We start from the raw sequence: 26,230 nt of genomic DNA on the forward strand, positions 1-26,230 counted from the left end.
AATCGACATGCGGCTCCGCACCGGTGATGGCTCAGGCCATGACTGCTTGTGCGGGGCTTTTGCATGCGTGTGAACAGCAAGAAAGAAGGGAACGCATTTTGTCCAATAAAGAAACATTCCTTAAAGGTACGCTCATTTTAGCCGCTGCTGCCTTGGTGGCGAGAGTGCTTGGTCTGGTACAGCGTGTTCCATTGGAGCATCTGCTCGGTTCCGTCGGGAACGCCTCGTTTACCATTGCGAACAACGCTTACTTGATGCTGCTCACGGTGGCTACGGCTGGCATTCCAAGCACGTTGAGCAAAATGGTTTCAGAACGTTATGCACTGGATCGGCCTTCGGAAGCGCGACGTGTGTATCGTGCGGCTTTGATATTCGCGGCTGCGGCAGGCATTATCATTACAGCGCTGCTGTATTTTGGAGCGCCTTATTTTGCCGAGCATGTAGCAGGGGTTCCGCAATCCGCTTTGGCCATTCAGGCTTTGGCACCAGCATTACTGCTGTTCCCTGCCATTGCCATGATGCGTGGATACTTCCAAGGGCGCGGTAATATGACCGCAGGCGGTATTTCACAAATTGTGGAGCAGGTTGCACGGGTAGCGACCGCTATTGTACTCGCTTTTATTATTTTGAAGCTAGGTTATGGAGATCGCGAGGTTGCGGCCGGGGCCTCCTTTGGAGGTGTCATGGGAAGTCTTGGCGCTCTGGCGGTCATGTTGTACTACACGGTGAAATTGCGTCGCCAGGATCGACAGGATCGTCAAGATCAATTCCAAGAGGAAAGCTCCGCGCTACCGATGATGCGCATTTACAAAGATATTTTCAAGCTTTCCATTCCGATTGTATTGTCGTCTCTGACGGTTCCGGCGGTCAACTTTATTGATACGTCGATTGTGGTGAGACTGCTATCTGGTCAAGTCGGATTGGATCAGGCGACTACTCAGTTGGGTTATCTAGGCTCTCGGGCACAGAGTGTGGCGGGAATTCCCCCGATTTTGGCCATTGCGCTCAGCCAATCGCTCATTCCGATCATTTCAGCGGCATTTGCCCGTAAGGATGAGCAGCATTTACAAAATCAGATGACGCTGGCCCTGCGTATCTCTATTTTGACTGGAATGCCAATTGTGCTGGCTTTATGTGTAACCGCCTATTCTATTAATGGTTTACTGTTTAGCTCGCTTGGAGGCAGTGGTATCATCGCTGTTCTGACACTCGGAACGATATTCCAGATTACGATGATGACTTCTAATTCAATACTGATCGGTATGGGCAAGCCGCGTATTTCAATGGTTAATGTCATGGTCGGTATCGTCGTCAAGTTTGCAGCGAGCTGGCTGCTGGCTGGTTGGCTTGGGATTTACGGGATCATTGCCGCAACCGGATTATGTTTTCTCGTGATCACGTTGCTGAATTTGCGTGTGCTTAAAGGGATCGTCTCCTTTTCCATCATGGGCCGTCGCTGGGCAGGGTTCTTAACCGCAGTCGTCGTCTCGGGAGCTATCGGATACGGTGTAAATGAAGCCTGTATTCTGCTGGTGCATCTGATGCCTGCGCGTGTGGCCTTCTTGATCGCATGCTGCATTGCCGGAGCGACTGTACTGGTATGCTACTTGGTGTTGCTGGTTGTACTGCGCGTATTGCGCAGGGACGAGCTGGGCAACTACCCACGTATGTTGCAAAAGGTACTGCGCCCGTTAATGCGTCTACAGCGTGAGTCTATAGGACAACGAGGCTAAAAGAGTCCTCCAGTCTTTCAGTGGAAAGGTTGCAAGCTGTTATGGGCAACGTGGGCCATTGCTGTTTTTTGGATGCCATGGCGATGCTCATGGCGCATGGCAAATAACAGCGGTCGCCTTGGTTCGCTGAGATGTCCAAGTGTGGAGCCGTCCTGAAACCAGTCATACCGGGGGATTGGATCATAAGCTGTATCGGACCAGACGGCGTTCAGCTCCGGGCTGTACAGACGTTGTCCTGGCGGTAGCCATTTATGTGCTAAAAGCGTTGCACTTTCATCTGGAGAGTGCAACGCTTTTTGTTCATTCGGTGTGAACAATCCGGGCCAATAGTCGCTGCGTGAACCCGTATGCGGCACACTGTTAGCGAATGCGGATACCTGGTCCAGCACCTGCTGATGGCCGAAGAGCATAGCATAGAGACTTTTGCCAAAGCCGATCCGCTCATCCAAATGGCCGAAACGCTCCATCACTAGTCCAGCAAGTCCACCATTCAGCCCAAGTGGAAATATAACCTGATTAAGCTGGAGCCAGTCATGCAAATAAAAGCCCGGCTTGTGTGTCACAAATTTCTGAAAATACGGATCTTTTACCACACGTCCTTCAATATAGTTTTGTTCATTAATGATGAGCGCCACAGTCAACAGAGAGCTATCACGCCAAGCCCAGAAACGTTCCCAAAAGGGCTTCATAAATGGCGAAACGTGAAAATAAGGCAACAAATGAAAGCAACTCCGACCCAAATGGCGGCTGTGCATGTAGAGTTGCAACTGCGGATAAGCGTCCTGAAAAATAAGGGCGTTACAGCGCTCCAGTAGCCGATACAGCCATTCCTTTTCCTGTTCGCCGAACAGGTTGCTAATCAGTCCCCCTTTCAGATCGGTCATATTATAGCCGCCATTACGAGAAACCAGGTGGGCCAGTAATGCCCAGTGTAACTCCGGGTAGCCACGATAGCATTCAAGGTAAGCAGCAGTCCGAGTGACGTTGCTGCGATTCTCCTGTGCTGTATCGTTCTTGATACGCTCCAGCAGCTCACAGTCTGTTTCGCATAAGGGCATATTCAGAGAAGAGGGACGCGTTGCGGGTCCGTTCACCAGCATTAACGCTTCAGCTTCATTCATAGCTGCCTGTGCTGTATGATAATCCCACGCTAGTTCACGCAAGGGGTAGCGTAATTTGCGGGATTCGGTCCAAGCCGCCCGTTTGCCCTCCCAAGCTTCCTCTGCAACACGGGGAACGGAACCCAGTAACTTTAGCCCTCCTTGAAGCTGTCGAGATGCTGTATGGAGCCATTCGGTGAGAGACATGACTAAATAACCTCCTTTCCAACTGCAAGCATTCCCGTATCCTGCCAAGTAAGTTGGGTATGCTGTTAGGATGTCGTCGCTTATGTGGATTCTTAAGTATATCTTTAGTATGCCTCAATGAGAGGGCTTCCAATCGGCATGTGAGCAGAATGGGGGAGTGTGCAAAAGCTTCACTTGGCGTTACAATAGAAAGTGCAATCTCTTTAGCATAAAAAGAATTTAAGGAGGAATCATCCATGCAAAAAATCGTCTCTCATGAAGACTTTAATAAGGCAATATCTACTTCCGGCGTAACGGTGGCTGTATTTAAGGCGGACTGGTGTGGGGATTGTCATTTCATTGATCCGTTCATGCCTGATGTGGAACAACAATATGCAGATAAGCTTACATTAATTGAGATTGATGTAGAACAGGCTGAAAGCGTCAGCCAAGAGCAGAATGTATTGGGTATTCCTAGCTTTATCGCCTACAGTGAAGGGAGAGAACTGGTACGTCTGGTAAACAGACTGCGCAAATCCCGCGAGGAGATTGAGCAATTTTTGGATCGGGCTGTTGAAGTCCATGCGAGCTTGGCAAAATAATGAATGCTGTGCATGCATGAAGGTTCCAAAGTGAATTTTAAACATCAAGACATTCAGAAAGCCGCTTCCTTTCAAGGGGGCGGCTTTCTCACGGACACGTTCACATTTTGTCAACAAAGCTCGTATGTCAAGGAACGATATATCAGTTATAATTACTATAAGTGATCATTTCACAACATATAAAGTGAATAAATATTATATTTGGAAGGATACGGGTGAATTTGAATAACAAAATTAGAATATTAAAATGGCTGGCACTCGTAACATGTATTGTCATGTTTTTGGCTACCTTCGGTGGAGGTGTAGTGACACGGACGGATTCAGGTCTTGGCTGTGGCCGAGAATTCCCGCTTTGCAATGGTAAGCTGGTTCCGGCACATACGATCGCATCCCTTATTGAGTTCTCTCATCGCTCCGTCAGTGCCATGGCCGGGATTCTTTCTATCGCCTCATTTGTTGGCTTTTTGCTGTTTATGAAGCATCGGAAGGATTTGCAGCTATTCTCGCTGCTCACGCTCATGTTTGTCATCATACAAGGTGCAATGGGGGCGTTGGCTGTCGTCTTCTCCCAATCGGCTGCAGTCATGGGACTGCATTTTGGCTTTGCGCTTATCGCCTTTGCCAGTGCGACTATGATGACGTTGGGGGCCTGGCAGGAGCATGCAGATTCACGCCACACCCCGCGTCTGATTCCTGGGCCTGTCAGTCGGGGCTTTCGTAACTTTATATGGTTATCGACGATCTATACCTATATTGCTGTCTATTCAGGGGCGTTGCTTAGTCACTCGGTCATCCAGAAGGTTGTAAATATTGGGGGCTTCATATCTCCACTGCTGCTTCATCAGATTTCAGCCGGTCTGCTGTTCGTCATTATCTTGGCTGTGGGTCACTACTCATACCGTTATCACCCGAATCACCGAGATATCCGTATATTGGGTGTCGTATCGGTCTTGTTAATTTTGCTTCAAGTGGTGATTGGAATTATCTTGTTGTACGTCAACAGACCTGAAATCTACATGTTTATCGTGCTGGGACATATGCTGGTGATTGCATCGTTGTTCTCCATTTTAGCTTATCTGAGCTATCGTGTATGGCAATTGTCACCGGACCGCAAGCTTGTTCCGACCCAAGCACAACGTACTTAAGCATTTCATAGATCATAGTGAAGCGGATTTTTGCCCAAGAGGCGTTTAAACACGTATAATAGCATATAAGAAACAAACCAGGCCCACGAGTTTCTCGAGGGCTTGATTTGCTTAGGAGGAGTCGTCCAGTTGATCTACCAGAATTTGCGCCAATTTATTGAAGCGCTGCGTAAAGAAAATCATCTTAAAATTATAGAGGCACCTGTCGATCCTTACTTGGAGCTGGCTGAGATTCATCGAAGAGTCATTGAGGAAGAAGGGCCAGCACTGCTGTTCACGAATGTAAAAGGAACCCCGTTTCCTGTAGCCAGTAATCTGTTTGGCACGAATCGCCGTGTGGATATGGCTTTTGGCCCGCGACCAGAGCAACTGATGGATGCGATTGTCGGAGCCACCAAAACATTGTTTCCACCTACACCCAAAGCATTGTGGAATGAACGTGGCCTGATTAAGGACATGCTAAAAGTAGGGCTAAAAACAGTATCTCACAGCGAGGCCCCTGTGTTGGGAGTTCGCCGTACAGAGGCTCCGTTAGCGCCACTGCCTAAAGTGACCAGTTGGCATGAGGACGGGGGGCCGTTTATTACGCTTCCACTTGTGTATACCGAGAAGCCAGGTCAGTCCAAGGATCATAATCTGGGGATGTACCGCATTCAGATTTATGATGATCAGACGACGGGCATTCACTGGCAAATTCATAAAGGCGGCGGTTTCCATTATCATGAAGCGGAGCTGCGTAATGAGCCATTGCCTACGACGATTATCATTGGTGGCCCGCCTGCCCTGATTGCGTCTGCCATTGCTCCAGCACCGGAAAACTTGCCTGAGCTGTTGCTGGCTTCGCTTATTATGGGAGGCAAGCTGCCCATGACAGAAGACCCGCTTGGGGGTCACCGGATTCCAGCAGAAGCAGAATTTGCAATCAGCGGTTATGTGCCGCCTCATGAACGCCGTCCGGAAGGCCCGTTTGGCGATCATTTTGGATATTATTCATTACAGCATGATTTCCCTGTATTTCATGTCAAACATATGCATCACCGCAAGGATGCCATTTATCCGGCAACCATTGTAGGTAAGCCTCGGCAAGAAGACTACTATCTCGGTGAGTTTTTGCAACGTCTGCTGTCGCCTGCCTATCCGCTTGTGATGCCTTCCGTCAAGTCCCTGTGGGCGTATGCGGAAACGGGCGTACATGCGCTGGCAGCGGCAGTCGTACGTGAAAGCTACTCCCGTGAAGCGCTTGTATCCGGTTTTACCATTTTGGGTCAAGGTCAATTGTCGTTGACCAAGTTCCTGATGCTGACAGATCGAGTCATTGATTTATCTGACTTTAACCTGCTGCTGGAAACCATTCTGGAGCGATTTAATCCAGCAACGGATTTATTTATTTTCAATCACACGTCACACGATACGCTCGATTACACAGGTCGCAAGCTGAATCATGGTAGTAAGGCGATCCTGATGGGGATAGGTGAGCCTGTACGTGAATTGCCTCGTGCTTATGAGGGAGGCGATCTGCCGGGAATTCGTGAAATTAAGCCCTATTGCGGAGGTTGCCTCGTCGTATCGGGTGCGTCCTTTGAGCAGGAGCCTGAGCTGGCGGCACGTGTTTTGGAGCGATTAGCTGCAGGTGAGCAAGAGTGGCCGCTCGTCTTCATTGTGGACGATGCCAAAGAAGTTGTTCGCTCTCAAGCCTCGTTCCTGTGGACAGTGTTCACACGCTTTAACCCGGCTACGGATATGTACGCGGACAGCGAAGTGCGTTTGCATCATCTGAACTATAAGCTGCCGATTGTAGTGGATGCGCGTATGAAGCCGGGGTATCCGGATGAGGTGTTACCGCGTGAGGATATTGTTAAGCTTGTAGATCAACGATGGACGAGTTATTTCGCTTGACGCCCTAATTAAACCTACAGCCGGATTTTACATTTATAAGGAGGTGTAAGCATGATACGCAAGCTACTGGGTGAGCCGCCACGTGTGAACAAGGGCATCTTGCTGGATGCCATGAATAGCATGTCAGATATGTTGCACCTGCTGGAACGGCAAATTCAGGCTGGTGGAGATCCGACCCACGATTTTCGAAAGGCGGATATTTTGACACGCGGTCTAATGTCATCTCTGGATGAACTGGAGCAGAGCCATCATGCTGCCGCCTTTTTCCGTATGAAAGTAAAAGCCGGATATGCTGAAGATATGAGTGAGGATGAAAAATCCGATTATGCATTGTATGTTTTCTTTTATAAAGATGGGTTTGTGAGGGTATTTTCCATTTTAGATAAGCTGGGCAACTGGCTAAATGATCTGTGTGATTTAAAAACAGGGCAGTATAAGGCGCATTATTCGTATTTTACCGTGTTGCGGCAGCTCAAGTATCTCAAAATGCATCCTGTATTGACCGATAATTTAAATGATATCAAGGACACTTACAACGATGCCATCAATCGGCTGCGTAAGCGTCGGAATACGGAGATACACTATATGAATACGGAAATGCAGGATGATCTCTGGCAACGACACCGAGCTTTGTATGGAAAAATCCAACTGGAGGACCTCGATCACCATTTGGAAGATTTGCAGCAGGGCTTGGAAATGGTATGTCGATCGCTGTCAAACGCCTTTACTTATACTGCGAAACAATGGGAGAATCGGGCAGTACGCCCAAGAATATGATAGAAAATATCCTTTGACAAAGCAATGTAAACTATCTATACTGAAACCTAGTTTCAGAAAAATGCTTGAATTATGTTTTTTTATATAAACTTAACGGACAGCTAAAGCTGGAGTTTAACATATTTTTCTTATCCAGAGAGGTGGAGGGACTGGCCCGATGAAGCCCGGCAACCCGTTCTTTCCCGGTGTAATACACTGGGAGGGAACATGATGGTGCTAATTCCTACAAAACCGCTAGAGTTATAGCGATTTTGGCAGATGAGAAAAGGATCGCAAGGTGGGGCCCTTTTCATTCTGTGAAAGGGGCTCTTTTTTGTATGAATAAATAGCCATTTTATGCAATCCTGAGAGATAAGAACTGTTAAAAGGGTAAGGAAGAAGTGAAGGGGGTCGCAGCACGTTGATAGAGCTTAAGCAGTTAACCAAGCATTATGGCAAAGGCAACCGACGCGTTAATGCGCTGTCTGGGTTGAATCTTTCTATAAAGCGTGGAGAAATATTCGGAGTGATTGGTCACTCCGGGGCGGGGAAAAGTACATTGATTCGCTGTATTAATTTATTGGAACGCCCTACTTCAGGTGAAGTATGGGTAGACGGGGTAAACCTCACTACTGTGAGTCAATCCCAGTTACAAATGCAGCGCCGAAAAATCGGAATGATTTTTCAGCATTTTAATTTGTTGTCTTCGGCGACGGTATATGACAATATTGCATTTCCGTTGCGGCTGGTAAACACGCCCAAGCAGAAGTTGGACAAGAAGGTCCGTGAACTGCTGGAACTGGTGGGTCTGGAAGAACACAGTGGAAAATATCCGTCACAGCTCTCAGGTGGGCAGAAACAGCGGGTAGGAATTGCACGGGCGCTGGCTAGTGATCCTCATGTATTACTGTGTGACGAAGCGACTTCTGCGCTTGATCCGCAGACGACGGGGTCTATCCTGAAATTGCTGCTGGATATTAATCAGCGCTTTAATTTGACTATCGTGCTCATTACACATGAAATGCATGTCATCCAAAGCATTTGTGATAAAGTTGGCGTCATTCATCAGGGTGACATCGTGGAGCAAGGTCCGGTGGCGGAAGTATTTTTGAAGCCGCAGCACCAGGTAACCAAGGACTTTATCCAGCGGGAGTCAGAGCATCCCGAGGAGTTGCAAGCAGCGATTGCGGCAGCAGGTGGCGGCGAGTCGGCGCAGGTGGTGCGTATCTCCTTCTTGGGCAGCAAAACATATGATGCGATTCTGTCGCGTACGGCTCGAAGCACTGGTGTTGATTTTGCGATCTTGCAGGGAACCATATCTACCATTAAAAATGTACCCTATGGACAGCTAATCGTTCGTTTTGAAGGAAACCATGAGGATATAGAGCATACGCTGCGCGAAGTGTCTGGGCAAGGACTTGATGTGGAGGTGATCGGACAATGAGCGAACTTGATTTTTCACAAGTGAGTTGGGATGAGCTAGGGAATTCTACGCTGGAAACCCTTCAGATGCTTGGGGCATCCGCATTGTTCACCCTCATCATTGGTTTGCCGCTCGGCATATTATTGTTTCTGGCGAGCCGCTCCTCGTTGACTCTGATGAAGGTGATATACATTGTATTATCATTCATCGTTAACATTTTACGTTCCGTACCCTTTATCATTTTGATCGTTGCACTTATTCCTTTTACACGATCGCTGGTAGGTACCTCGACCGGGGTGCTGGGAACCATCCCACCATTGGTTATCGGGGCTGCCCCATTCTTCGCACGTCTTGTCGAAACGTCTCTGCGTGAAGTGGACAAGGGCGTCATTGAAGCCGCACAAGCGATGGGTGCCTCGACAGGACAAATTATCCGGCGTGTGCTGTTACGTGAGGCACTTCCGGGTCTGCTCGCCGCATTAACCATTACCGTCGTTACGCTCGTATCCTACACGGCAATGTCCGGGATGATCGGGGGCGGTGGACTAGGTACACTGGCTATCAACTACGGCTATTATCGTTATGAAACGGCTGTAATGATCGTTGCGGTCGTGCTGATGGTTGTATTGGTACAATTGCTGCAAATGGCGGGAGATCGCCTCGTGCGGCATTATACTCGAAAATAGGGAAAACATATAGATATCCTTATTGATCAGGACGTCTGCTCCTGAATATTACAAACTTATTGGAGGGGTAATAACATGAAGAAATGGGTATTGGCTGTATTAAGCTTGACATTAATTGCGGTGCTGGCTGCTTGTGGTACAAAGAGCACAACATCGGATACAAACAATGCGAACGAAAATACAGGCGGATCACCACGTGAAGTGGAGCTGAAAGTTGGAGCTTCTCCTGTGCCACATGCGGAAATTTTGGAAGCAATCAAGCCTCAGTTGGAAAAAGAAGGGGTTCGCCTCCAAGTCGTTCAGTTTAACGACTATGTACAACCGAACGTTCAATTATTTGACAAGCAGCTGGATGCTAACTTCTATCAACATGTACCTTACTTGGATGTGATGAACAAAGAGCGCAAAATGAATTTGGTTTCTGTGGGCGCAGTTCATTTGGAGCCATTCGGTATCTACTCCCAAAAATATAAAAAGCTTGATGAAATCCCAGATGGCGCAACTGTAGCCATTCCGAACGATGCGACAAACGGAGGCCGCGCATTGCTCTTGTTGGAGAAACAAGGTCTGATCAAGCTGAAAGACGCAAGCAACATTGAAGCTACGGTAAAAGATATTACTGAAAATAAGAAAAACCTGAAATTCAAGGAGCTTGAGGCGGCTATGCTGCCACGTCAGTTGCCTGAAGTGGATATTGCGTTGATCAACACGAACTACGCTCTGGAAGCGAAGTTGAATCCAACGAAGGATGCACTGGCACTGGAAGATAAAGATTCTCCTTATGCTAACGTTCTGGTAGCACGTCCTGATAATAAAGATTCCGAAGCGATTCAGAAGTTGATCAAAGCTTTGCAATCTCCAGAAACTAAAAAATTCATCGAAGATAAATACCAAGGCGCAATTATCCCGGCATTTTAAGTAGGGAACAAGAACGCATTGCACGCAACCCCCAGATTCTCTTGAACAAGAGGACTGGGGGTTTCTTTTTGAATGGAGTTGTAGGGGAAGCTTAAATATTTTATACTTGGGGGTGACCGTTCTCTGTGAACAGGAGGAAAATTGTTGAGAGATAAAGTCGCATTCATAACGGGCAGTGCCAAAGGTTTAGGTAAAACGACCGCTCTGCGTCTGGCGGATGAAGGCTGTAATATTGCACTGAATTATGTGCATAGCCAAGCAGAAGCTGAAGCGCTTAAGCGGGTGATTGAGTCTAAGGGAGTACGCTGCTTGTCTTTACAAGGGGATATCTCTGTTCAGGAAGATATTACGAGGCTGATTGGCGAAGTACAGGATCGGCTGGGCGGAGTCGATATTATGGTGAACAATGCCGGACCGTTCATCCGGGAACGCCGTCTGTTTGCGGATTACAGTGTAGCTGAGATTCATGCCATGATACAAGGGAATCTGGTCGGTACCATGTTGCTGGATCATTTGGTATTGCCCCACATGCGTAGCCAGCATTGGGGACGTATTATTCATTTTGGCTTTGGTCATGCTGGAGAAGCAAGGGCTTGGCCGCATCGCGCCGTCTACGCAGCCGCCAAGGTGGGGCTGGTGTCTTTTACGAAGTCACTGGCTGTGGAGGAAGCTCCTTATGGCATTACGGTCAATATGATCTGTCCAGGGGATATCCGAGGAGCAAATAAGGAAATGTCAATCGCCGATGTCATCGGCATGCAGGATAAAGAGACACCGCGTGGACGTCCGGGGAGCGGAGAGGACATTGCGCGAGTGATCGCCTATTTGTGTGAGGAGCATTCGGATTTTATAACAGGTAATATTATGGATGTATCGGGAGGATTGGACCCCATTCGGCCAACCATATAAGCTTGAGTGATCCCTCAGACGCTGTAACACAAAAAAGAGTCTTGAGCTTCGTTACCGAAGTCAAGACTCTCATGATCATTATGCATCAAGCATTAGAATACTTGTACCACTTCTTGGACGCCGTCGACTTCTTCGAGAAGAGCACGTTCAATCCCTGCTTTCAGCGTGATTGTGGAACTTGGGCAACTGCCGCAAGCGCCTACCAGCTTCAGCTTAACGATGCCGTCTTCAACGTCAACCAGCTCAACGTCGCCACCATCGCGTTGCAGGAACGGACGGAGCTTATCCAGTACATCAGCTACTTCATCATACATTTGAACGCTTTGTGTTTCGCTCATTAGAATTCAACTCCTTTCCTATACCTTTATTATTATATTACAAAGCGGGCCAAATTAAAATGCCCGTCATCCAAAGCAGGTGAAAAAATGTTAAGACCTATTATTGAGTTTTGCACCAGTAATATGCATTGGGGTACCGATGAGATCATGTCCAAGCTGGAACAGAATCCAGATTATGATGTGATTGAATACGGCTGCCTAAGCAATTGCGGTCAGTGCAACGCCGAACCCTATGCGATGGTCAACGGCGAGATTGTATCTGCAGATTCAGCAGAGCTTCTGTACGAAGTGATTATGAACAAAATTAAGGAAGCTGAAGCATGGGATAACCTAGATTTGGATTGAAAGGATTTGTTAGCCAGCTCCTTTTTGTAGAGAATATACATGATGCAAACACTCAAGAAACAAAGAAGACCTGCTCTGGGAGCGGGCCTTCTTTGTTTGTTTAGCATGTGATCAGCCAAAATGGCGTTTGGACTTCCAGAGCACACCGCTTTTAAGCAGGCGTGGTACTCGTCCGCGCAATGAGGTACTGCCCATAAAGCCATAGCCGAACCCGGCCTTCTTGCCAAGTGCGCCTAATGTACCGCGCAGCTTTAAAGGATGCGGGTGAGGCGTTTGGCCTTTCCACAGGTCGCGTACAATGTGTGCGATTTGCTCCCCTTGCACTTCTGCTGCTTGAGCGCTTGGAGAGTAGGGAAGGCTCGCACAGTCTCCGACCACATACACCTCAGGATGATCCGGTATTTGATAATATTCGTTGAGCACGATGCGGCCCTGAGGGTCTTTAGGGACGGCTAAATCCTGCACAATTTTTACCGGCTGAATCCCCGCTGTCCATACCACTGCATCCGTTACAATTTGCTCGTCACGGTTATAAATAGCCCCCGGCTCAATACGGGAAACCGCAACATGATTCAGGGCATTAACCTGATGCTCCTTGAACCAAGCATGTACATAGGCAGACAAACGTTGCGGGAATGCCGACAGCACCCGCTCGCCCCGATCCATAATGGTAATATTCAAATCCGTGCGGCTTTCACGTAACTCCGCAGCAATCTCAACACCGCTAAGACCGCCGCCTACAATATGGACATGTCCATATGGTTTGATTTCGTTTAAGCGCAGGTAGGTTTGGCGAGTATGGTTAAACGACTGGATCGTACAGCTGTGTTCTTCAGCCCCCGGTGTATTGTGAAAGCGGTCGGTACAACCCAACGCAATGACGAGCTGGTCATAGGGCAAGGGTTCACCGTCTTGAAAATGGACCATTTTATTCTCCAGATCCATTGAGGTGACCTCGCCATATTTGCGAATAAGACGTTGCTCATCTGGAAAATGCACCCGCAAATCAAAATCAGAAACCGTACCAGCCGCGAGGGCATAATACTCTGTTTTCAATCCCTGAAAGGGCATTCGATCCACTAAAATAACTTGAACATCGTCGGGAATGTGTTTATCCAGCAATTCTTTGGCAATGGTAAGGCCGCCATAGCCGCCCCCCAGAATAACGAAATTTTTCATCAAAATCCGCCTTCCTTTCGCTACCGTGTCCCCGGCAAATGGTCTGGTGTCTTATCGATCTAACACAAGTTTTTGTTGTTATAAAACCCGAGAATCGGGCCTGCCTTTGGCAGGCAGACCAGCGTATTCCGAGGCAGCATGATGCTGCATGGTGTGAGTAATGGGGATGAAATGCTCGCGGGAAATCTGAATCCGATATTACCTTTATTCGAAAACTTCGATTTCGTTATAGAAGGTGTCCCGTTCTACAGGTATGCGTCCGGCACCTTTGACCAGCCAGATCAGCTCTTTACGGGTCAATCCGGCAGGGGTCAACGCACCTGCGGCATGGCTGATTTGCTCACGCACAATCGTGCCATGGACGTCTGATGCGCCAAAGGTGAGAGCGACCTGCGTCAATTGCGGGCCAATATTAATGAAGTAAGCTTTGACATGGTCGATATTGTCCAGCATCAGGCGGCTGATCGCAATGGTTTTGAGATCCTCGTAAGCGGAGTTACGGCGCATGATGTTGGCGTTTTTGCTTTTCGGCTGCATGGACAATGGAATAAATACCATAAATCCGTTCGTTTCGTCCTGCAATTCACGAATTTGCAGCATATGTTCAATACGATCCTGATACGATTCGACCGAACCGTACAGCATAGTCGTATGAGTTTTCATGCCGAGATTGTGGGCCGTGCGATGTACTTCGAGATAGCGGTCCACGTTGGCTTTCGTAACACGCATCTTCTTCCGATATTCGTCGGACAAGATTTCCGCGCCACCACCAGTCAGGGATTGAAGTCCAGCCTTTTGCAGCTCCTGAAGCACTTCTTTAATACTCAAACCGCTTATGCGTGTGAAAAAGTCAATTTCCGCTGCTGTGTAAGCTTTCAGTGTAACGTGGGGATACTTTTCATTTAGTGCCTTCAATGAGTCTACATAGTATTGGAAAGGCACATGATTATTATGACCACCGACGATATGAAATTCTCTTACCCCCGGATGGATGTGTTGCTCTACATAATCAATCATTTCCTGCCCGGACAACGTATAAGAGCCGTCCTCCCCCTGATCCTTGCGGAAATTGCAGAACGCGCAGCGCGCTTCGCATACATTGGTGAAGTACAGGCTCATGTTTTCGATAAAATAAACCTTTTTTCCGTTCTTGCGTAAATTAGCTTCGTTAGCCAACTGACCCAGTGTGAGGATATCGTCAGTTTCATACAAATATATACCGTCTTCAAGGTTCAAACGAATACCGTTCTGTACCTTTTCTACAATTTCCGCCATTCTGCGGTCTGTAAAAGGTGTAACTAATGTGGACATGCCTATTCCTCCTTCAAGTTGCTCTGTGCGAGGCTGTCCGCCAAATCAGCGGCACAAGCGCTAAGTGCGCACAGGATGTCCCGTTCCGTCGGTAAGAATCCGGCAGCGCGGATATACGATATGTGAAAAATGTTACAATGCCAGGCTACAATGATGAATATCTCAAAATATCGCCTTTGAAATGACAAATTTCCGACAGTTTCTTTTACACACTCTTCACCTATTATAAACCTCACACCACTGGTGTTCAATACAAACGAATAGAAAAACAGGTCTTTAAGCCTGTAAGGGAAGGACATTCCATGACTTGAGCACCTGCAAATAGTGGAGTATACTGAAGGAGAACATGAAGTAAAAGAGGAGGATGGAGCTATGATTAACATCACCGATTCCGCTGCTGAGCGTTTGAAGGATATGCTGGAGCAGCAGGAAACGCCGAATATGTTTTTGCGTCTGGGTGTTACGCCGGGCGGTTGCACCGGATTTTCGTATGCAATGGGCTTTGACGACAACGAGACGGATCAGGATATATATATGAACGTACAGGATATGAAGATTGTAGTGGAAAAGGAAAGCATCCGCTACCTGGACGGTCTGGAAATCGACTTTGAAGAGTCTGGAATGTCAGGCGGCTTCACGATTCATAACCCGAATGCCGTAGCTACATGCGGCTGTGGTTCAAGCTTCCGTACGGCTACGGATGCCGGGAAACCGAACGAAGAGCCTTGTTAATTAAGGTTTTTCGAGTAGTGGTCTGAATTATAGAAGCCTAAATGTCAGGATGGTTCCCTAAAACATGTGTTTAGGTTGCGGATAACGGCCTTTGTAACGGGATTTTACTCGTTGCGGAGGTCGTTTTTGTGTTGTTTCTTCTGTCTAATATCATCATTTGCTTTTGAAATACCGATATAACATGGAGTTTGGAGAACTATGTTCTACATAAATTTTACCTAAAGGAAGTGGAAAGAGATGTTAAGAAAGAAATGGCTTATCACCCTGTTGGTTGCGGTGGCACTGTTTTTTAGTCAATCCGCATTCGCGGCAAATACGTTTACTGATGTGAACGGGACAAAATATGAGTGGGCTGCTGAATCTATTCGTTCGATGGTCGACAAAGGTGTTGTCAAGGGCTATGCGGATGGCACCTTCAAGCCAGGCAAAACCATAACGAAAGCGGAATTTGTAAATATGTTTCACAAGCTTTTTCCAGAGATCAATCATTCGTCTGGAAAAGCTTCAGAATTTGTTGATGCGCGTAAGCACTGGGCGAATAAAGATTTTGCAGCATTATTCAATGGGGATTATGTTTGGGGCTTCACTGAAAGAGTAGGAGGCAAATATCCAAACTATCAATTCTATATCAATCCCGACAAACCGCTGACCCGCTGGGATGTGATGATGATTGCTTCCGTTCGGACGGATTATACGAATCAGACTCTTCATCCTGAGATCAAGGAAGTAATCTCTGCAGCTGCGCAGTATAAGGATATAAAAATTCGTCAGGCGAATTACAATGACAATTACTCGTTCAGCTATCCAGTAATATACATCGACACGACTCAAGAGGAGCCCTTTTATGAAGATTCCCAAACTCAAAAGGCAGAAGCATTCTACACCCTGACTAATATGGGCGTCCTTACCGCCAATGATGGATACCTTCACCCCAAAGCGCTAGTCACACGGGCTGAAGCGGTTACCATTTTACAGCGTTTGTACGAAGCCACAAAGCAATCGAAGTGATGATCAGACGAAAGCAAGAAAAGATCCAACTATAAATGAAGGCCTCTATAGCGGTATAGTCGCGTACTATATTGCTAAGGAGGCCTTTTTGAATGTGTTTAATGATCATTATCACTACGTGTGGATTGGACAAATTTACTCAGGGCATTAAAAAAGGCAAATACAACTGTAAAAAGTAAGAGTGCTACGGGTTTAATTTCAATCTCAGAAAAAACACTATATAGAACTAAACATGCAAAAAAGAGTACTGAGGTATTTATGTTTTGTTTTGTGTACATCGATTTTATAAAGTGCATTGTATCACTCTCCATTTTATTATAAGTGATTACTCTGGCATGACTTATAAAGCAATGGAGCAACCTATCAAAAGATCGAATATATAAATGGAACTTAAAAGTTACTTTAGTGCCACTCCGCAGACGGATGGTGCTTCCCATCGCCACCGCCCCCGGATTTCTTGAATAAAGATTATGTTAGGGTAGAAATCCGGGGACAAAAGCGACCGCTTCGCTTGTACAGCACCATTCCGTCTACTCCGTTTTTCGTGTACATTTCTTACTATATAGCAAAAAATTGAACTAATTGATCGGTTCCTTATGCAGCGGGTAGATAACAATAGGAAAATATAGTTAATAAAAAAGGAAGAGCGCTATCCTCTTCAAAAAGGCTAGCGCTCTTTTTCTGTATCTAATGGTTGCTCCTCTATAAACTCTACAACCTCTTCAATTCTACAGTCTAATTCCTCACAAATGCGTGCAATGACACTCATAGCTACAAATTCCCCATTAGACATTTTCGCCAAAGTGGATGGTGATATTCCTAATTGAGTGCGAAGGTAAGTTCGTGTTTTATCTCGTTTAATTAGAGTGATTTCCATTGGTTTATAACTTGGTTTCAATCCCATGAGCAATCCCCCTCAACTTATTATATGTACTTAAATCTTAGAGAAGTCAAACCTAAATTACAATAATGCGTACATTTTATTCGATAAGTGTTGAAAATGTACATGTGAAAGTGTATTATATGTATAAGAAGTCGTACATTAAATACATATATACATAATTTTTGTTCTTTATTTGACAAAAAAATTAATCAATCCAGAAGGAGAGAAATTATTTATGACGGAATCGGTTGAATTGAATAGAGTTGCCATGGTATATGGACCTGATGATGATCCTCATATGTATGAATTATTTGAGGGAATTCTGTATGATCGTAGCTATTTCTTTTATCTTGAACATGGGATATTGTGTCTGCGGCATGTACGAAAGGTAGATCAACCGGATCATCCACATCTTTATGTGGATGGGGAAAGTGGGGGCCTCCAACTAGCGAACAATGTACAGCGTGAGATTATGGAAGTCGTTACAGAACTGATCGAGCGTTTGCGTAGTAAGGATGGATTGGGGTTTTTACTGGATGAACTGCTATGGCTACATGGTCGAAGTCATATTGAGCTTAACCTCGTGAAAAATAAAGGATGATATATTTCTGTTGAAAACCAACAGCCTGTAACTATATTATGCTTCTTTTGAGAAAGAATCTGTTAATATGGTTGCTGTGTTCAGTGACGTTCTTTATCAGTAATTTAATTTTTCCATCAACATGATTTGTAACCTTCCCCCACTGAGCTGGCACTTAAGAATAAGAACACGAAAGAAAAGAGGCTAGGGACGTATGAGGGAGTGGGTTGAAAAGGCACGGCAAGGGGATGAAGAAGCGTTCGGGCAGCTAATGCTGCATTTTCGCGGGATGGCCTATGCGGTGTCCTATGACATGCTGAAGGATGTCCATCTCGCGGAAGATGCCGTGCAGGATGCGTTCATAGAGGCTTATCAGAATCTGGAGAAGCTACAGAACCCGGCAGCTTTTCCAGGCTGGTTCAAGACCATTGTCGTAAGACAGTGCCAGCGGACGCTGCGGCGCAAGCATCATTCGATGCTTCCTCTGGATGAGGCTGTGCAGGTATCGGGAGGAGTACCGGGTCTGGCAGAAATTGCGGAGCGTAGAGAAGAGAGCCAAGTTCTGCAACAATCGGTGAAGGCACTGTCTGCCAAGCTGCGCGTGCCTCTGCGGCTGTTTTATTTTTACGGCTACTCTCTTCAGGAAATTTCCGATTATCTGGGCACTCCGGTCCCGACGCTTAAGAAGCGGCTGCACGATGCCCGCCGAAAGTTGAAAGGTACACTCCCGGTGGCCGACCTCGTCTCCGTGTTCAATCATTTGTATGAGGGAGGGCAAAACATGCTACATATTGTTAACGGTGATGTTGTAGGTGAGATGTTGAAGCAGGGTGTTGTACAAGGTGACGTGCTTGTATGGAGAGAGGTATATCCGGCAGGACCGATATTTGCAAATCCAGCGGGGGCTGAAGAACGGGCACTGCGGGCCCGGATTCTGGAGGAAACGATGGGTATTCCGACCAGCGAATATATTACGGCATGTGAGGAACAAGAGCAGAAACTTCGTGAATTTATCAAGTATGATGAAGTCGTATTGTGGTTTGAGCATGACCTGTTTGATCAGAGCATGCTCGCCTATCTGCTCCACTGGTTCAAAAGACAGAAACTGGGCCGCACGAAGCTGAGCCTGCTCTGTATTGGGGAGTTTCCGGGAATCGAACGGTTTCATGGTCTGGGACAGCTCACTCCGGCACAGCTTCAGACATTATCCGGTACTTGGCGGACTATTGGGCGGCAAGAAATGGAACTCGGAAGCAAGCTTTGGCAGGCGTATGCTTCTCCTGATCCTACTCAAATGGCTAATCTGCTGGAAGACAAGAAGGCAGAATTGGCAGCATCCGGCCTGCCTTTTGCCTATGAAGCTTTCACAGCGCACCTCAAGCGGCTGCCCTCGGAGCAGAATGGTCTTGGCATTGTGGAACAGACCACGCTTCAGGCCGTTCATAATGGAGTGAATACGCCCCTGGAATTATTTCGTCAGGTAACTGACGTCCTGCATGTGCTCGGCATGGGTGATCTCGAATACTGGAAATTTATTCGTGCTTTGGCGCAAGGCGAACATCCTTTGCTGATCATTGACGGGGATGAGGTCGGCTTGGATTTCAGACAAATTCCGGATTTTCTGAACCGAAAGGTAATTCTGACAGAGTTGGGTAAAGAGGTACTGAATGGATCAGCGGACCGCATTGCAGTTCAAGGGATCGATGAGTGGTTTGGGGGGCTGCATCTCCATGGACATGAAGTTTCTTGGCGCTGGGATGATGTAGCCGGAGAATTGGTGGTCCGACATTGAACAAGCTGTAGCAGTAAATAGCTTAACGTGCGAAGGAGTTTTCCGTTTATGGAAAACTCCTATTTGTTTTTTAAGTACACCATATTAAGACAAGAAAAGTATTTAGGAAACATTATACACCTGCCAAAATCTCGTTACCAATGCTTCTATTGCTTCACATCCGTAAACAGCTCCTGCGCGGTCCGCACAAATAACTGTACAGCAAGTGAAGCATTGTGCAGGGACGGTACAGCTATACCGATTTGACGTGTGATCAGAGGCGAAGTTTCCTTAACGGTCAGATTATGAGGGAACGTGGACAAGGCAAGTGAAGAGACAATACCCATACCTAGTCCCTGTCGAACCATGCTAACCAAGGTGCTGATATTATGAGTAATGAACTGTGCCTGCAACTGACTTTGCTCGCGTTCAAAACCTTCCATAATGGCGACCTCATGTCCACCTTTACAAAAGATCATATCCTGCTCATTCAAGTCTCGAATGGCGATTTTGTTGTGCGATTGTAGAGGGTGACCGTCTGGCAGGAGAATAACCATGTCATCCTGACATAAAGGGATGACATCTACCTGAGGGTCTGGCAACAGGATAATACCCGCCTCGATTTCTCTGGTATGCACCCACTCCTTGACTTCATTCGTGGAGCCTTCATGTAGATCGAAAACAAGGTTCGGATAATGCTGACGAATATGATGAATAATCGGGGGCAGAAAATAGGCTGAGGCAGAAGGAAAGGCACCGATCGTGATCGTGCCAACGTCTAGACCTTTTTCAGCAGCCACCTGCTGCTGTACCTTTTCCATGCTTTGCAGCATCATACGGAATTCCAGCAGTACCTTGTGCCCGATATCGGTCAGCAGCACTCCTTTTTTTCGGTCGCGCAGCAATAGCTGGACATCCAGCTCGTTTTCGATGCTGGCGATGGCATGGCTGACCGCGGGCTGCGTCATATGCAGCTCATGGGCAGTTTGGGTGAAGTTTAGTGTTTCAGCTACGCGAACGAAGATCATAATTTGAGTAATGGTCATAAGTGAAAAGTTATCTCCCTTATTGAAAATATTCATTTTATTTATTAGTGACCACAGTATACGCTAGTAAAGCAAAACTTTGCAAACGGCTATTCAGATTGTAGACGTAAAGCAATGAGCGATAAATCTAAGGGAGAGAAGACATCTATGAAAAAATTAACACCTAAAGCTACGCTGTGGCTTGTCTTGATATTATTGATGGTATGGGGGATCAACTGGCCGTTGACCAAGCTGGCTTTGCCAGATACCCCGCCGATATTTTTTTCAGGACTCCGTACCCTACTGGGTGGTGTGATTCTACTGTTGTTCGCTATGCGTCGCCGGGAAACCTTGCGCCTTAGACAGAATGGGTGGACTTATCTTGTGCTGGCCATATTTAATATTGCAGGCTACTATGGCTTGCAGACGGTAGGGCTGCGTTATTTGCCTGCTGGGTTATTTTCCACTTTAGTATTCCTTCAGCCGATCCTGTTGGGATTATTCTCCTGGATGTGGTTGGGGGAGCGCATGTTTCCCCTGAAGGTCATTGGACTGGTACTGGGTTTTGGCGGGGTGATTGTGATTAGCTCTGGTGGGATGGCAGGTCATTTGTCGGTACTGGGCATTGTGTTGGGGCTAGCTTCAGGACTGTGCTGGGCGCTCGGAACGATTTATATGAAGAAAAAAAGCAATCAATTGGACTCCATTTGGGCGGTGACGATGCAGCTCATTTTTGGGGGAATCATACTCAATGGGATTGGATTTACGACCGAGAAATGGAGCGATATTCACTGGACGACCTCCTTTATCGCGATTTTATTGTTTATTTCGATATTCGTGATTGCGATGGGCTGGATGATTTATTTTAAACTGATCGATAACGGAGATGCAGGAACCGTCGGCTCATATACGTTTATGGTACCGGTGTTGTCCACGGTCTTTAGTATGGTAATGCTCAAGGAATCACTTACTTTGACGTTTGTTGTGGGGCTGGTGCTGATTGCAGGCAGTGTGTATCTGGTAAATACAGCATCTCCCGGAAAACGAAAGAACCGAAGCTCAAAGACTGATGAAACGAATTCCTGTACAAATGCATAGTAATATGCAATTAGGAAAAATATACTAGATTATCAGAGAGGGGGATAGTAAAATATGACTATATAAGTAGAGAGGAAGTTTGGTATGGGAGAATTAAGCAGTCATACTCAGTCTGTGGAGCCGCAACCACATTCTGTTCGTAAGCTCGCAGTTGTAGCAACAGTCATTTCAGGAGTAGCCGTACTAGGATGTATAGCCTTGGGGGTATGGAATTATAATCTGAATACGAAGGTAAATACTTTAACTAGTGCGAACGCTTCACTAAATAAGACAACACAAGCATTAACGAAGCAACAAAACGATACAGCGGCGCTACTGGAACGAGTTAGATTAACAGCAAACCTGTCAGCCATAACGCATATGTTAGAGCAGACATCTGTCGTCACCGATGATTTTGTATTGGAAAAAGTGACTTTTGATGTAACAGAAGATGGCACGTTGAAGGGTGTGCTACTGAATGTGAACAATCAACCTAATCTCAGTTTTGGCGGTGCTTATCAAGGTTATGGTAAATATAATATGTCCTCTGCTGCATTGACGAAGAAGGCGGAGGAAGTCATAAACATAGCTATGAAAGGGTACGGTACATCTGACAAGCTTCCGGTATGGGATAAGAACACGAAAGTGGAAATGACGGTTCAAAATTATCCGCTTGGTAAGCGGGAAGGTGGCACTTTCAAACTCACCGGTCAGCAATAGGAGGAACCTATGAAGGATTTTGACGTAACCAAAGCCAAGTATGATCCAAAACAGGAAGAACAGGTGAAAAAGGGATTTTTCAACAAGGTGAAGTCCACGGCTGGAAAAGTTCCCTTTGTGAAGGATGCGGTGGCTATGTACTATTGTGCGATAGATCCTGAAACGCCTCTTTATGCCAAAGGGGTAGCATTCGGAGCCTTAGCGTATTTTATTTCTCCACTAGATGCTATATCAGATGTTATTCCGATGTTGGGTTTTACAGATGATGCGGGGGTTGTGCTAGCAGCTTTGAAAGTGTTGGACATGCATATCAAGCCTGTCCATCGGGAGAAGGCGAGCGAATTTTTGTCTTAAGGAATGCAAGTGGAGCGGGGGAGCTAAGGAATGGACAGATATACACCTACAGCGAGGGAACGCTGGCAGATGAAACAGAGTGAGCCACAGCCGCAGGGCTGGGTGCTCGCTCTATTTGGCTGGATTTTTGCAGGTTTGGGGTTCGTATTTAGTTTTTTTGTCGTTGGAGGCTTGTTGGGGATCATAGGTCTTGTTTTCGGAATTTTGACTAAAAAGATGGAACAAAGAGACACGCAGGGTATCTTCATTATCGTAATCAGCTCCGTAGCTATTGGTATTGGACTATTAATTTTTATGATTTTTTTTGCACAAGATTTTGCACAAGGTTTTGTAGAAGGTCTGAGAGAAGGGTATAATGAGCATTATTAGGTCAGGGAGGTAACATCATTGAGCGTCATTATTTCACAGCAGATCTCGGCAACGGGCGTGAAGGAATATACGAAGGTAATGAAAACATTTGATTCCCAGTTTACACCTTTGGTTGGACAGAAAATCAGGGATATGGCATTTGGCGATATGCAATATTATGATGTCGAGGACGTATTTATTGATCTAGCGGAGAATGAGTATTGGGTAATTCTACCTGCCATTTTGCTGCATTCTGATGATATTGAGGATATACGAGACGCTGTGCGTGAGTATCGTTCACACGGTTGGGAATGTACGAAACCTCTGTAAATGCATACCACTTAAGCATCTACACGGAAACGTCTTTCTTCTGCGAGATAGGCGTTTTTTTGTGTATTTGTGTATAAACTATTTCTAATGATTGGCATGAAAAGAAAGAATTTATGCTGAAAATGCGCAAATTGTATCATTTTTTATCATAAAACGACAAGTTGGGAAATGAAAACGGCCTTAATGTGTTATACTTAGTATATCAAAGGACAAGAGTCTAAAACGACCGGTAAGGCCCTTTCTTTGAAGAGCCTCTGAAAGGTTCAACGTTTATCCAAAATAAATGGTCAAAAGGAAAAGGGGAAATGCTAACGTGAGAGTGAATTTGAAATTTACCAACAAAGGGCAAGTTGCAGTTGAGAAGTTCAACAATGAGGAGCTTATCGAAATCTTTACCCGCTACATTAAAACGTTAAGCAAGAAGTATGATATCTCGGTTACCGTACCGGAGGATCTGAATGAGCAGATCTTGGCAGAGGGCACCGTAAAGGTCGTGTTGGATAAGATTAATTGTGACATGGACGCTTTTTTCAAGGAGCTGAGCCGGGATATCAAGGTACCACTGGTCAAAAGATTGGGTACCAAATTGGATAACGTATTTAAGACCGAGGTTGTGGAGCAGGAACAGAACTAAGAATAAGGATCAAGCGAGTCCGAATGTGGATTCGCCATATGAAATGATAAAACCTCCCGAATGGGGCGCATGGCTAGGCCATGTGCTCGTTCGGGAGGTTTTATATGTTTAAACTAATCTATTCAGCAGGAAAACATGCATGGCATGTCTGTTCCTTTTAACGTGTTGTTGTGGAAGTAGGGCGCAGTTGGGCTAAATCAAACGAAGGTACCAGCCCTTCCTGCGCTGCGCGACCGAGCAAAGCTTCTATGGCGGCATATCCGTTGTCGCCCAGATTGGCGGTAAAATCGTTAACATATAGGTCGATATGCGATTGGGCGACATCGGGTGAAAGCTCCTGCGCATGAGACAATACATATTCACGCGAAGCTTCTGGATGCTTCCAAGCGTATTCGACAGAGGCACGTATCCAGTTTGTGATCGCATCCAAATCCAGCGTACGGCGGGCAATAATGGCTCCGAGCGGGATCGGCAGCCCTGTATCTTCTTCCCACCAGTTCCCCAGATCGACTTGCTTACTAAGTCCGTAGGACGGATACGTGAACCGTGCTTCATGAATGACCAGCCCGGCATCTATCTCCCCGTCACGGACAGCAGGCATGATTTGGTCGAACGGCATCACGACGATCTCGCCGACACCCCCAGGCACATGCTTGGCTGCCCACAGGCGGAACAGCAGATAGGCAGTGGAACGTTCACTCGGAACGGCTACACGCTTGCCGGACAGGGCTTCCGGACCTTCGACGCCGGAACCTTCCTTGGTCAGCACGAGCGGACCACACCCCCGGCCCAGTGCGCCTCCGCAAGGCAGCAGGGCGTATTCATCCAGCACCCAAGGGAGTGCAGCATACGAAATTTTCATGATATCCAGTCCGTCTGGTGTGATCGCCAGATTGTTGGTGATGTCGATATCGGCAAATGTAATGTCCAGCGCGGGTGCGTCCGGAATCAATCCATGCGCCAGGGCATGGAAGACAAAAGTGTCGTTGGGACAAGGCGAAAAAGCAATTTGCATCTATATAACCTCCGTTAATGTAGAAAATGCGGCTTCCAACGCTTGCAAAGCCTCTTTGACCCGCCAGGCTGCACGGTCACGTGGACCGACAGCATTGGAAATCGTGCGGATTTCCATCGTCGGCAGTTCCAGTCTATTTGCCGCCACGGCTACGCCGTAGCCTTCCATCGCTTCGGCAGCAGCTCCGGGAACGCGTTTGGCCAGCCGTTCCTCTGTTGCCGCCGTACCGGTGGCTGTGGAAACGGTCAGGATCGGCCCCGCGACAGCCGTCTGTCCAGCGGCACGCAACGCCTGAACGAATCGCTGCGCGGTGGCAACGTTCACGGCAATTCGGCTTGAGCCGAAACCCAGCTCGTCCACGCTGCTGAAGCCCTCTGCCGTTTCTGCTCCCAGGTCGGCGGCAATGATCGCGTCAGCAACAACGACGCTCTCCAGTGCAGCGACCTCCACGAAGCCGCCACCAATTCCGGCGCTGATGACCAGACGGTAGTCACCAGCTGTCGCCAATGCTAGCGCGGTTGAAGCCGCTGCGGACGGTGCGCCCACGCCAGCCAGCTCGACCACAAAACGGGTATCGCCTTTCAGGCCCCGCAGTACAGCTTCCCGTTCGGCTTCAACCGCGGTCATAACCAGGATGCGCCCATCTGATGTTGTATGCTCCATCGGTTGATTCCCCTTTAAATTTAGGTAATATGCTCCCTTATCATACTGCTTTTCGAAACGATGTTCAAAAAAAGTCGACAAAAAAAGCGCTCTGAGGCGCTTTTTGGAAAATCTGCAAGATTCAGCAGATATCAAAATCGGTAATTGTAATATAAAACAATTCTAATCTGGAAGAACAGCGCAGGCATAGCATATAATAATTATATCGGCTGATCCTTCGTGATTAACTGAAACATGGTGATATTGCGGTCATAATGGCTTGGGGTTCCATCTTGATTGCGCACCCGAATCATCTCGCTACTGAATAACTCGATATATCCACAGCCAATCTCACAGTACACACCTGTAGGGTCCTCTTGCCAGACCGAAACGAGGTGTTGAGACAGCGCCGCGGTGAAAAATTCGATGTTTTTTTGCAGTACGCGTGGCGTTTTCTTGGGTTCCATAACGTAAATCCTCCCTATATCATGCCATTTGAAAATCAGCAATTGAACGTGGCTTCTAAGTGGTTACTACACATCATAATGAACATAAACAACTGAAAAAGGAACGGTTCGTCAATC

29 protein-coding genes and 1 riboswitch are annotated in these 26,230 nt (G+C 46.9%); of the genes, 20 read left to right on the forward strand and 9 right to left on the reverse strand.

Going from position 1 to position 26,230, the window contains the following annotated elements; genetic code table 11:
- Nucleotides 1–98: 98 nt before the first annotated feature.
- The gene (locus MHB46_RS19695; protein ID WP_341163171.1) at nt 99–1,733 is read left to right on the forward strand and encodes a putative polysaccharide biosynthesis protein; all 1,635 of its coding nucleotides are present in this window, start codon (nt 99–101) and stop codon (nt 1,731–1,733) included.
- 17 nt (nt 1,734–1,750) lie between these two features.
- On the opposite strand, the gene MHB46_RS19700 is transcribed toward MHB46_RS19695, so the two are convergent.
- Nucleotides 1,751–3,040 (reverse strand): DUF2515 family protein, encoded by a 1,290-nt coding sequence (locus tag MHB46_RS19700; protein WP_341163172.1) that lies wholly within the window; start codon nt 3,038–3,040, stop codon nt 1,751–1,753.
- A gap of 236 nt (nt 3,041–3,276) precedes the next feature.
- Between MHB46_RS19700 and MHB46_RS19705 the strand changes: the two genes are divergently transcribed.
- From MHB46_RS19705 to MHB46_RS19740, 8 genes are all read left to right on the forward strand, one after another.
- Complete coding sequence (locus MHB46_RS19705) at nt 3,277–3,621, forward strand: thioredoxin family protein (RefSeq protein ID WP_013311844.1); 345 nt, start codon at nt 3,277–3,279, stop codon at nt 3,619–3,621.
- Between the two features lie 215 nt (nt 3,622–3,836).
- Nucleotides 3,837–4,766 (forward strand): COX15/CtaA family protein, encoded by a 930-nt coding sequence (locus MHB46_RS19710; RefSeq protein WP_341163173.1) that lies wholly within the window; start codon nt 3,837–3,839, stop codon nt 4,764–4,766.
- A 129-nt stretch (nt 4,767–4,895) separates the two neighbouring features.
- Nucleotides 4,896–6,662: a UbiD family decarboxylase gene (locus MHB46_RS19715; RefSeq protein ID WP_061829846.1), complete on the forward strand. Its 1,767-nt coding sequence runs from the start codon at nt 4,896–4,898 to the stop codon at nt 6,660–6,662.
- 51 nt (nt 6,663–6,713) lie between these two features.
- Nucleotides 6,714–7,439: a Cthe_2314 family HEPN domain-containing protein gene (locus tag MHB46_RS19720; protein WP_341163174.1), complete on the forward strand. Its 726-nt coding sequence runs from the start codon at nt 6,714–6,716 to the stop codon at nt 7,437–7,439.
- 125 nt (nt 7,440–7,564) lie between these two features.
- Nucleotides 7,565–7,704: riboswitch (SAM riboswitch) on the forward strand.
- A gap of 135 nt (nt 7,705–7,839) precedes the next feature.
- A complete protein-coding gene (locus tag MHB46_RS19725; protein ID WP_165148501.1) occupies nt 7,840–8,862 on the forward strand; it encodes a methionine ABC transporter ATP-binding protein in 1,023 nt (340 codons plus the stop codon).
- Nucleotides 8,859–9,527 (forward strand): methionine ABC transporter permease, encoded by a 669-nt coding sequence (locus MHB46_RS19730; RefSeq protein WP_023990182.1) that lies wholly within the window; start codon nt 8,859–8,861, stop codon nt 9,525–9,527. Before MHB46_RS19725 ends, MHB46_RS19730 begins: the two co-directional genes overlap by 4 nt.
- A gap of 75 nt (nt 9,528–9,602) precedes the next feature.
- Complete coding sequence (locus MHB46_RS19735) at nt 9,603–10,445, forward strand: MetQ/NlpA family ABC transporter substrate-binding protein (RefSeq protein WP_341163175.1); 843 nt, start codon at nt 9,603–9,605, stop codon at nt 10,443–10,445.
- Nucleotides 10,446–10,589: 144 nt separating this feature from the next.
- The gene (locus tag MHB46_RS19740; RefSeq protein ID WP_023990180.1) at nt 10,590–11,354 is read left to right on the forward strand and encodes an SDR family oxidoreductase; all 765 of its coding nucleotides are present in this window, start codon (nt 10,590–10,592) and stop codon (nt 11,352–11,354) included.
- A 92-nt stretch (nt 11,355–11,446) separates the two neighbouring features.
- Here MHB46_RS19740 and MHB46_RS19745 read toward each other — a convergent pair whose 3' ends face one another.
- The gene (locus MHB46_RS19745) at nt 11,447–11,692 is read right to left on the reverse strand and encodes a NifU family protein (protein WP_013311836.1); all 246 of its coding nucleotides are present in this window, start codon (nt 11,690–11,692) and stop codon (nt 11,447–11,449) included.
- Nucleotides 11,693–11,779: 87 nt separating this feature from the next.
- On the opposite strand from MHB46_RS19745, the gene MHB46_RS19750 reads away from it, so the two are divergent.
- Nucleotides 11,780–12,037, forward strand: a complete 258-nt coding sequence (locus MHB46_RS19750; RefSeq protein WP_023990179.1) for a YuzB family protein — start codon at nt 11,780–11,782, stop codon at nt 12,035–12,037.
- A 111-nt stretch (nt 12,038–12,148) separates the two neighbouring features.
- Here MHB46_RS19750 and MHB46_RS19755 read toward each other — a convergent pair whose 3' ends face one another.
- Both MHB46_RS19755 and mqnE read right to left on the reverse strand, forming a co-directional pair.
- A complete protein-coding gene (locus MHB46_RS19755; RefSeq protein ID WP_076294236.1) occupies nt 12,149–13,216 on the reverse strand; it encodes an NAD(P)/FAD-dependent oxidoreductase in 1,068 nt (355 codons plus the stop codon).
- A gap of 204 nt (nt 13,217–13,420) precedes the next feature.
- Nucleotides 13,421–14,527, reverse strand: a complete 1,107-nt coding sequence (gene mqnE, locus MHB46_RS19760) for an aminofutalosine synthase MqnE (protein WP_023990177.1) — start codon at nt 14,525–14,527, stop codon at nt 13,421–13,423.
- A gap of 372 nt (nt 14,528–14,899) precedes the next feature.
- Between mqnE and MHB46_RS19765 the strand changes: the two genes are divergently transcribed.
- Together MHB46_RS19765 and MHB46_RS19770 are read left to right on the forward strand one after the other, a co-directional pair.
- Nucleotides 14,900–15,259, forward strand: coding sequence for a HesB/IscA family protein (locus tag MHB46_RS19765; protein WP_013311832.1), 360 nt, complete (start codon nt 14,900–14,902; stop codon nt 15,257–15,259).
- Nucleotides 15,260–15,496: 237 nt separating this feature from the next.
- Entirely contained in the window at nt 15,497–16,267 is a 771-nt protein-coding gene (locus MHB46_RS19770; protein WP_341163176.1) for an S-layer homology domain-containing protein, read from the forward strand.
- Between the two features lie 667 nt (nt 16,268–16,934).
- Here the strand turns inward: MHB46_RS19770 and MHB46_RS19775 are convergent.
- On the reverse strand, nt 16,935–17,171 hold the full coding sequence (locus MHB46_RS19775) for a helix-turn-helix domain-containing protein (protein ID WP_103049988.1): 237 nt from the start codon (nt 17,169–17,171) through the stop codon (nt 16,935–16,937).
- Nucleotides 17,172–17,385: 214 nt separating this feature from the next.
- Between MHB46_RS19775 and MHB46_RS19780 the strand changes: the two genes are divergently transcribed.
- Together MHB46_RS19780 and MHB46_RS19785 are read left to right on the forward strand one after the other, a co-directional pair.
- Nucleotides 17,386–17,751 carry a hypothetical protein gene (locus tag MHB46_RS19780; protein ID WP_341163177.1) on the forward strand — a complete coding sequence of 122 codons (366 nt, stop codon included), beginning with the start codon at nt 17,386–17,388 and terminating at the stop codon, nt 17,749–17,751.
- Nucleotides 17,752–17,944: 193 nt separating this feature from the next.
- On the forward strand, nt 17,945–19,522 hold the full coding sequence (locus MHB46_RS19785) for a sigma-70 family RNA polymerase sigma factor (protein WP_341163178.1): 1,578 nt from the start codon (nt 17,945–17,947) through the stop codon (nt 19,520–19,522).
- A gap of 146 nt (nt 19,523–19,668) precedes the next feature.
- On the opposite strand, the gene MHB46_RS19790 is transcribed toward MHB46_RS19785, so the two are convergent.
- Nucleotides 19,669–20,547, reverse strand: a complete 879-nt coding sequence (locus MHB46_RS19790) for a LysR family transcriptional regulator (RefSeq protein ID WP_341163179.1) — start codon at nt 20,545–20,547, stop codon at nt 19,669–19,671.
- 147 nt (nt 20,548–20,694) lie between these two features.
- On the opposite strand from MHB46_RS19790, the gene MHB46_RS19795 reads away from it, so the two are divergent.
- The 6 genes from MHB46_RS19795 (at nt 20,695) to MHB46_RS19820 (ending at nt 23,989) form a co-directional block, all read left to right on the forward strand.
- Nucleotides 20,695–21,624, forward strand: a complete 930-nt coding sequence (locus MHB46_RS19795) for a DMT family transporter (protein ID WP_341163180.1) — start codon at nt 20,695–20,697, stop codon at nt 21,622–21,624.
- Between the two features lie 84 nt (nt 21,625–21,708).
- Nucleotides 21,709–22,323 (forward strand): hypothetical protein, encoded by a 615-nt coding sequence (locus MHB46_RS19800; protein ID WP_341163181.1) that lies wholly within the window; start codon nt 21,709–21,711, stop codon nt 22,321–22,323.
- A gap of 9 nt (nt 22,324–22,332) precedes the next feature.
- The gene (locus tag MHB46_RS19805; RefSeq protein ID WP_013311822.1) at nt 22,333–22,677 is read left to right on the forward strand and encodes a YkvA family protein; all 345 of its coding nucleotides are present in this window, start codon (nt 22,333–22,335) and stop codon (nt 22,675–22,677) included.
- A gap of 30 nt (nt 22,678–22,707) precedes the next feature.
- Complete coding sequence (locus MHB46_RS19810) at nt 22,708–23,046, forward strand: hypothetical protein (protein WP_165179084.1); 339 nt, start codon at nt 22,708–22,710, stop codon at nt 23,044–23,046.
- Nucleotides 23,047–23,064: 18 nt separating this feature from the next.
- Nucleotides 23,065–23,355 carry a hypothetical protein gene (locus MHB46_RS19815; protein WP_341163182.1) on the forward strand — a complete coding sequence of 97 codons (291 nt, stop codon included), beginning with the start codon at nt 23,065–23,067 and terminating at the stop codon, nt 23,353–23,355.
- A gap of 313 nt (nt 23,356–23,668) precedes the next feature.
- The gene (locus MHB46_RS19820) at nt 23,669–23,989 is read left to right on the forward strand and encodes a hypothetical protein (protein ID WP_014277849.1); all 321 of its coding nucleotides are present in this window, start codon (nt 23,669–23,671) and stop codon (nt 23,987–23,989) included.
- 157 nt (nt 23,990–24,146) lie between these two features.
- On the opposite strand, the gene MHB46_RS19825 is transcribed toward MHB46_RS19820, so the two are convergent.
- The 3 genes from MHB46_RS19825 to MHB46_RS19835 form a co-directional block, all read right to left on the reverse strand.
- On the reverse strand, nt 24,147–25,004 hold the full coding sequence (locus MHB46_RS19825) for a 1,4-dihydroxy-6-naphthoate synthase (RefSeq protein WP_341163183.1): 858 nt from the start codon (nt 25,002–25,004) through the stop codon (nt 24,147–24,149).
- Nucleotides 25,005–25,667, reverse strand: coding sequence for a futalosine hydrolase (locus MHB46_RS19830; protein WP_341163774.1), 663 nt, complete (start codon nt 25,665–25,667; stop codon nt 25,005–25,007).
- A gap of 200 nt (nt 25,668–25,867) precedes the next feature.
- Nucleotides 25,868–26,113, reverse strand: coding sequence for a hypothetical protein (locus MHB46_RS19835; protein ID WP_007431922.1), 246 nt, complete (start codon nt 26,111–26,113; stop codon nt 25,868–25,870).
- Nucleotides 26,114–26,230: the final 117 nt, after the last annotated feature.

Source organism: Paenibacillus sp. FSL H7-0703 (assembly GCF_038003485.1).
Classification (GTDB): domain Bacteria; phylum Bacillota; class Bacilli; order Paenibacillales; family Paenibacillaceae; genus Paenibacillus; species Paenibacillus polymyxa_B.

What these genes read in the sequence shown, in the direction of transcription:
- MHB46_RS19730 (WP_023990182.1), top strand. Translation starts at nt 8,859, where the DNA reads ATGAGCGAACTTGATTTTTCACAAGTGAGTTGGGATGAGCTAGGGAAT.
- MHB46_RS19745 (WP_013311836.1), bottom strand. Translation starts at nt 11,692, where the DNA reads ATGAGCGAAACACAAAGCGTTCAAATGTATGATGAAGTAGCTGATGTA.
- mqnE (WP_023990177.1), bottom strand. Translation starts at nt 14,527, where the DNA reads ATGTCCACATTAGTTACACCTTTTACAGACCGCAGAATGGCGGAAATT.
- MHB46_RS19775 (WP_103049988.1), bottom strand. Translation starts at nt 17,171, where the DNA reads ATGGGATTGAAACCAAGTTATAAACCAATGGAAATCACTCTAATTAAA.
- MHB46_RS19765 (WP_013311832.1), top strand. Translation starts at nt 14,900, where the DNA reads ATGATTAACATCACCGATTCCGCTGCTGAGCGTTTGAAGGATATGCTG.
- MHB46_RS19770 (WP_341163176.1), top strand. Translation starts at nt 15,497, where the DNA reads ATGTTAAGAAAGAAATGGCTTATCACCCTGTTGGTTGCGGTGGCACTG.
- MHB46_RS19795 (WP_341163180.1), top strand. Translation starts at nt 20,695, where the DNA reads ATGAAAAAATTAACACCTAAAGCTACGCTGTGGCTTGTCTTGATATTA.
- MHB46_RS19750 (WP_023990179.1), top strand. Translation starts at nt 11,780, where the DNA reads ATGTTAAGACCTATTATTGAGTTTTGCACCAGTAATATGCATTGGGGT.
- MHB46_RS19755 (WP_076294236.1), bottom strand. Translation starts at nt 13,216, where the DNA reads ATGAAAAATTTCGTTATTCTGGGGGGCGGCTATGGCGGCCTTACCATT.
- MHB46_RS19785 (WP_341163178.1), top strand. Translation starts at nt 17,945, where the DNA reads ATGAGGGAGTGGGTTGAAAAGGCACGGCAAGGGGATGAAGAAGCGTTC.
- MHB46_RS19700 (WP_341163172.1), bottom strand. Translation starts at nt 3,040, where the DNA reads ATGTCTCTCACCGAATGGCTCCATACAGCATCTCGACAGCTTCAAGGA.
- MHB46_RS19830 (WP_341163774.1), bottom strand. Translation starts at nt 25,667, where the DNA reads ATGGAGCATACAACATCAGATGGGCGCATCCTGGTTATGACCGCGGTT.
- MHB46_RS19735 (WP_341163175.1), top strand. Translation starts at nt 9,603, where the DNA reads ATGAAGAAATGGGTATTGGCTGTATTAAGCTTGACATTAATTGCGGTG.
- MHB46_RS19800 (WP_341163181.1), top strand. Translation starts at nt 21,709, where the DNA reads ATGGGAGAATTAAGCAGTCATACTCAGTCTGTGGAGCCGCAACCACAT.
- MHB46_RS19705 (WP_013311844.1), top strand. Translation starts at nt 3,277, where the DNA reads ATGCAAAAAATCGTCTCTCATGAAGACTTTAATAAGGCAATATCTACT.
- MHB46_RS19780 (WP_341163177.1), top strand. Translation starts at nt 17,386, where the DNA reads ATGACGGAATCGGTTGAATTGAATAGAGTTGCCATGGTATATGGACCT.
- MHB46_RS19825 (WP_341163183.1), bottom strand. Translation starts at nt 25,004, where the DNA reads ATGCAAATTGCTTTTTCGCCTTGTCCCAACGACACTTTTGTCTTCCAT.
- MHB46_RS19720 (WP_341163174.1), top strand. Translation starts at nt 6,714, where the DNA reads ATGATACGCAAGCTACTGGGTGAGCCGCCACGTGTGAACAAGGGCATC.
- MHB46_RS19790 (WP_341163179.1), bottom strand. Translation starts at nt 20,547, where the DNA reads ATGACCATTACTCAAATTATGATCTTCGTTCGCGTAGCTGAAACACTA.
- MHB46_RS19805 (WP_013311822.1), top strand. Translation starts at nt 22,333, where the DNA reads ATGAAGGATTTTGACGTAACCAAAGCCAAGTATGATCCAAAACAGGAA.
- MHB46_RS19810 (WP_165179084.1), top strand. Translation starts at nt 22,708, where the DNA reads ATGGACAGATATACACCTACAGCGAGGGAACGCTGGCAGATGAAACAG.
- MHB46_RS19835 (WP_007431922.1), bottom strand. Translation starts at nt 26,113, where the DNA reads ATGGAACCCAAGAAAACGCCACGCGTACTGCAAAAAAACATCGAATTT.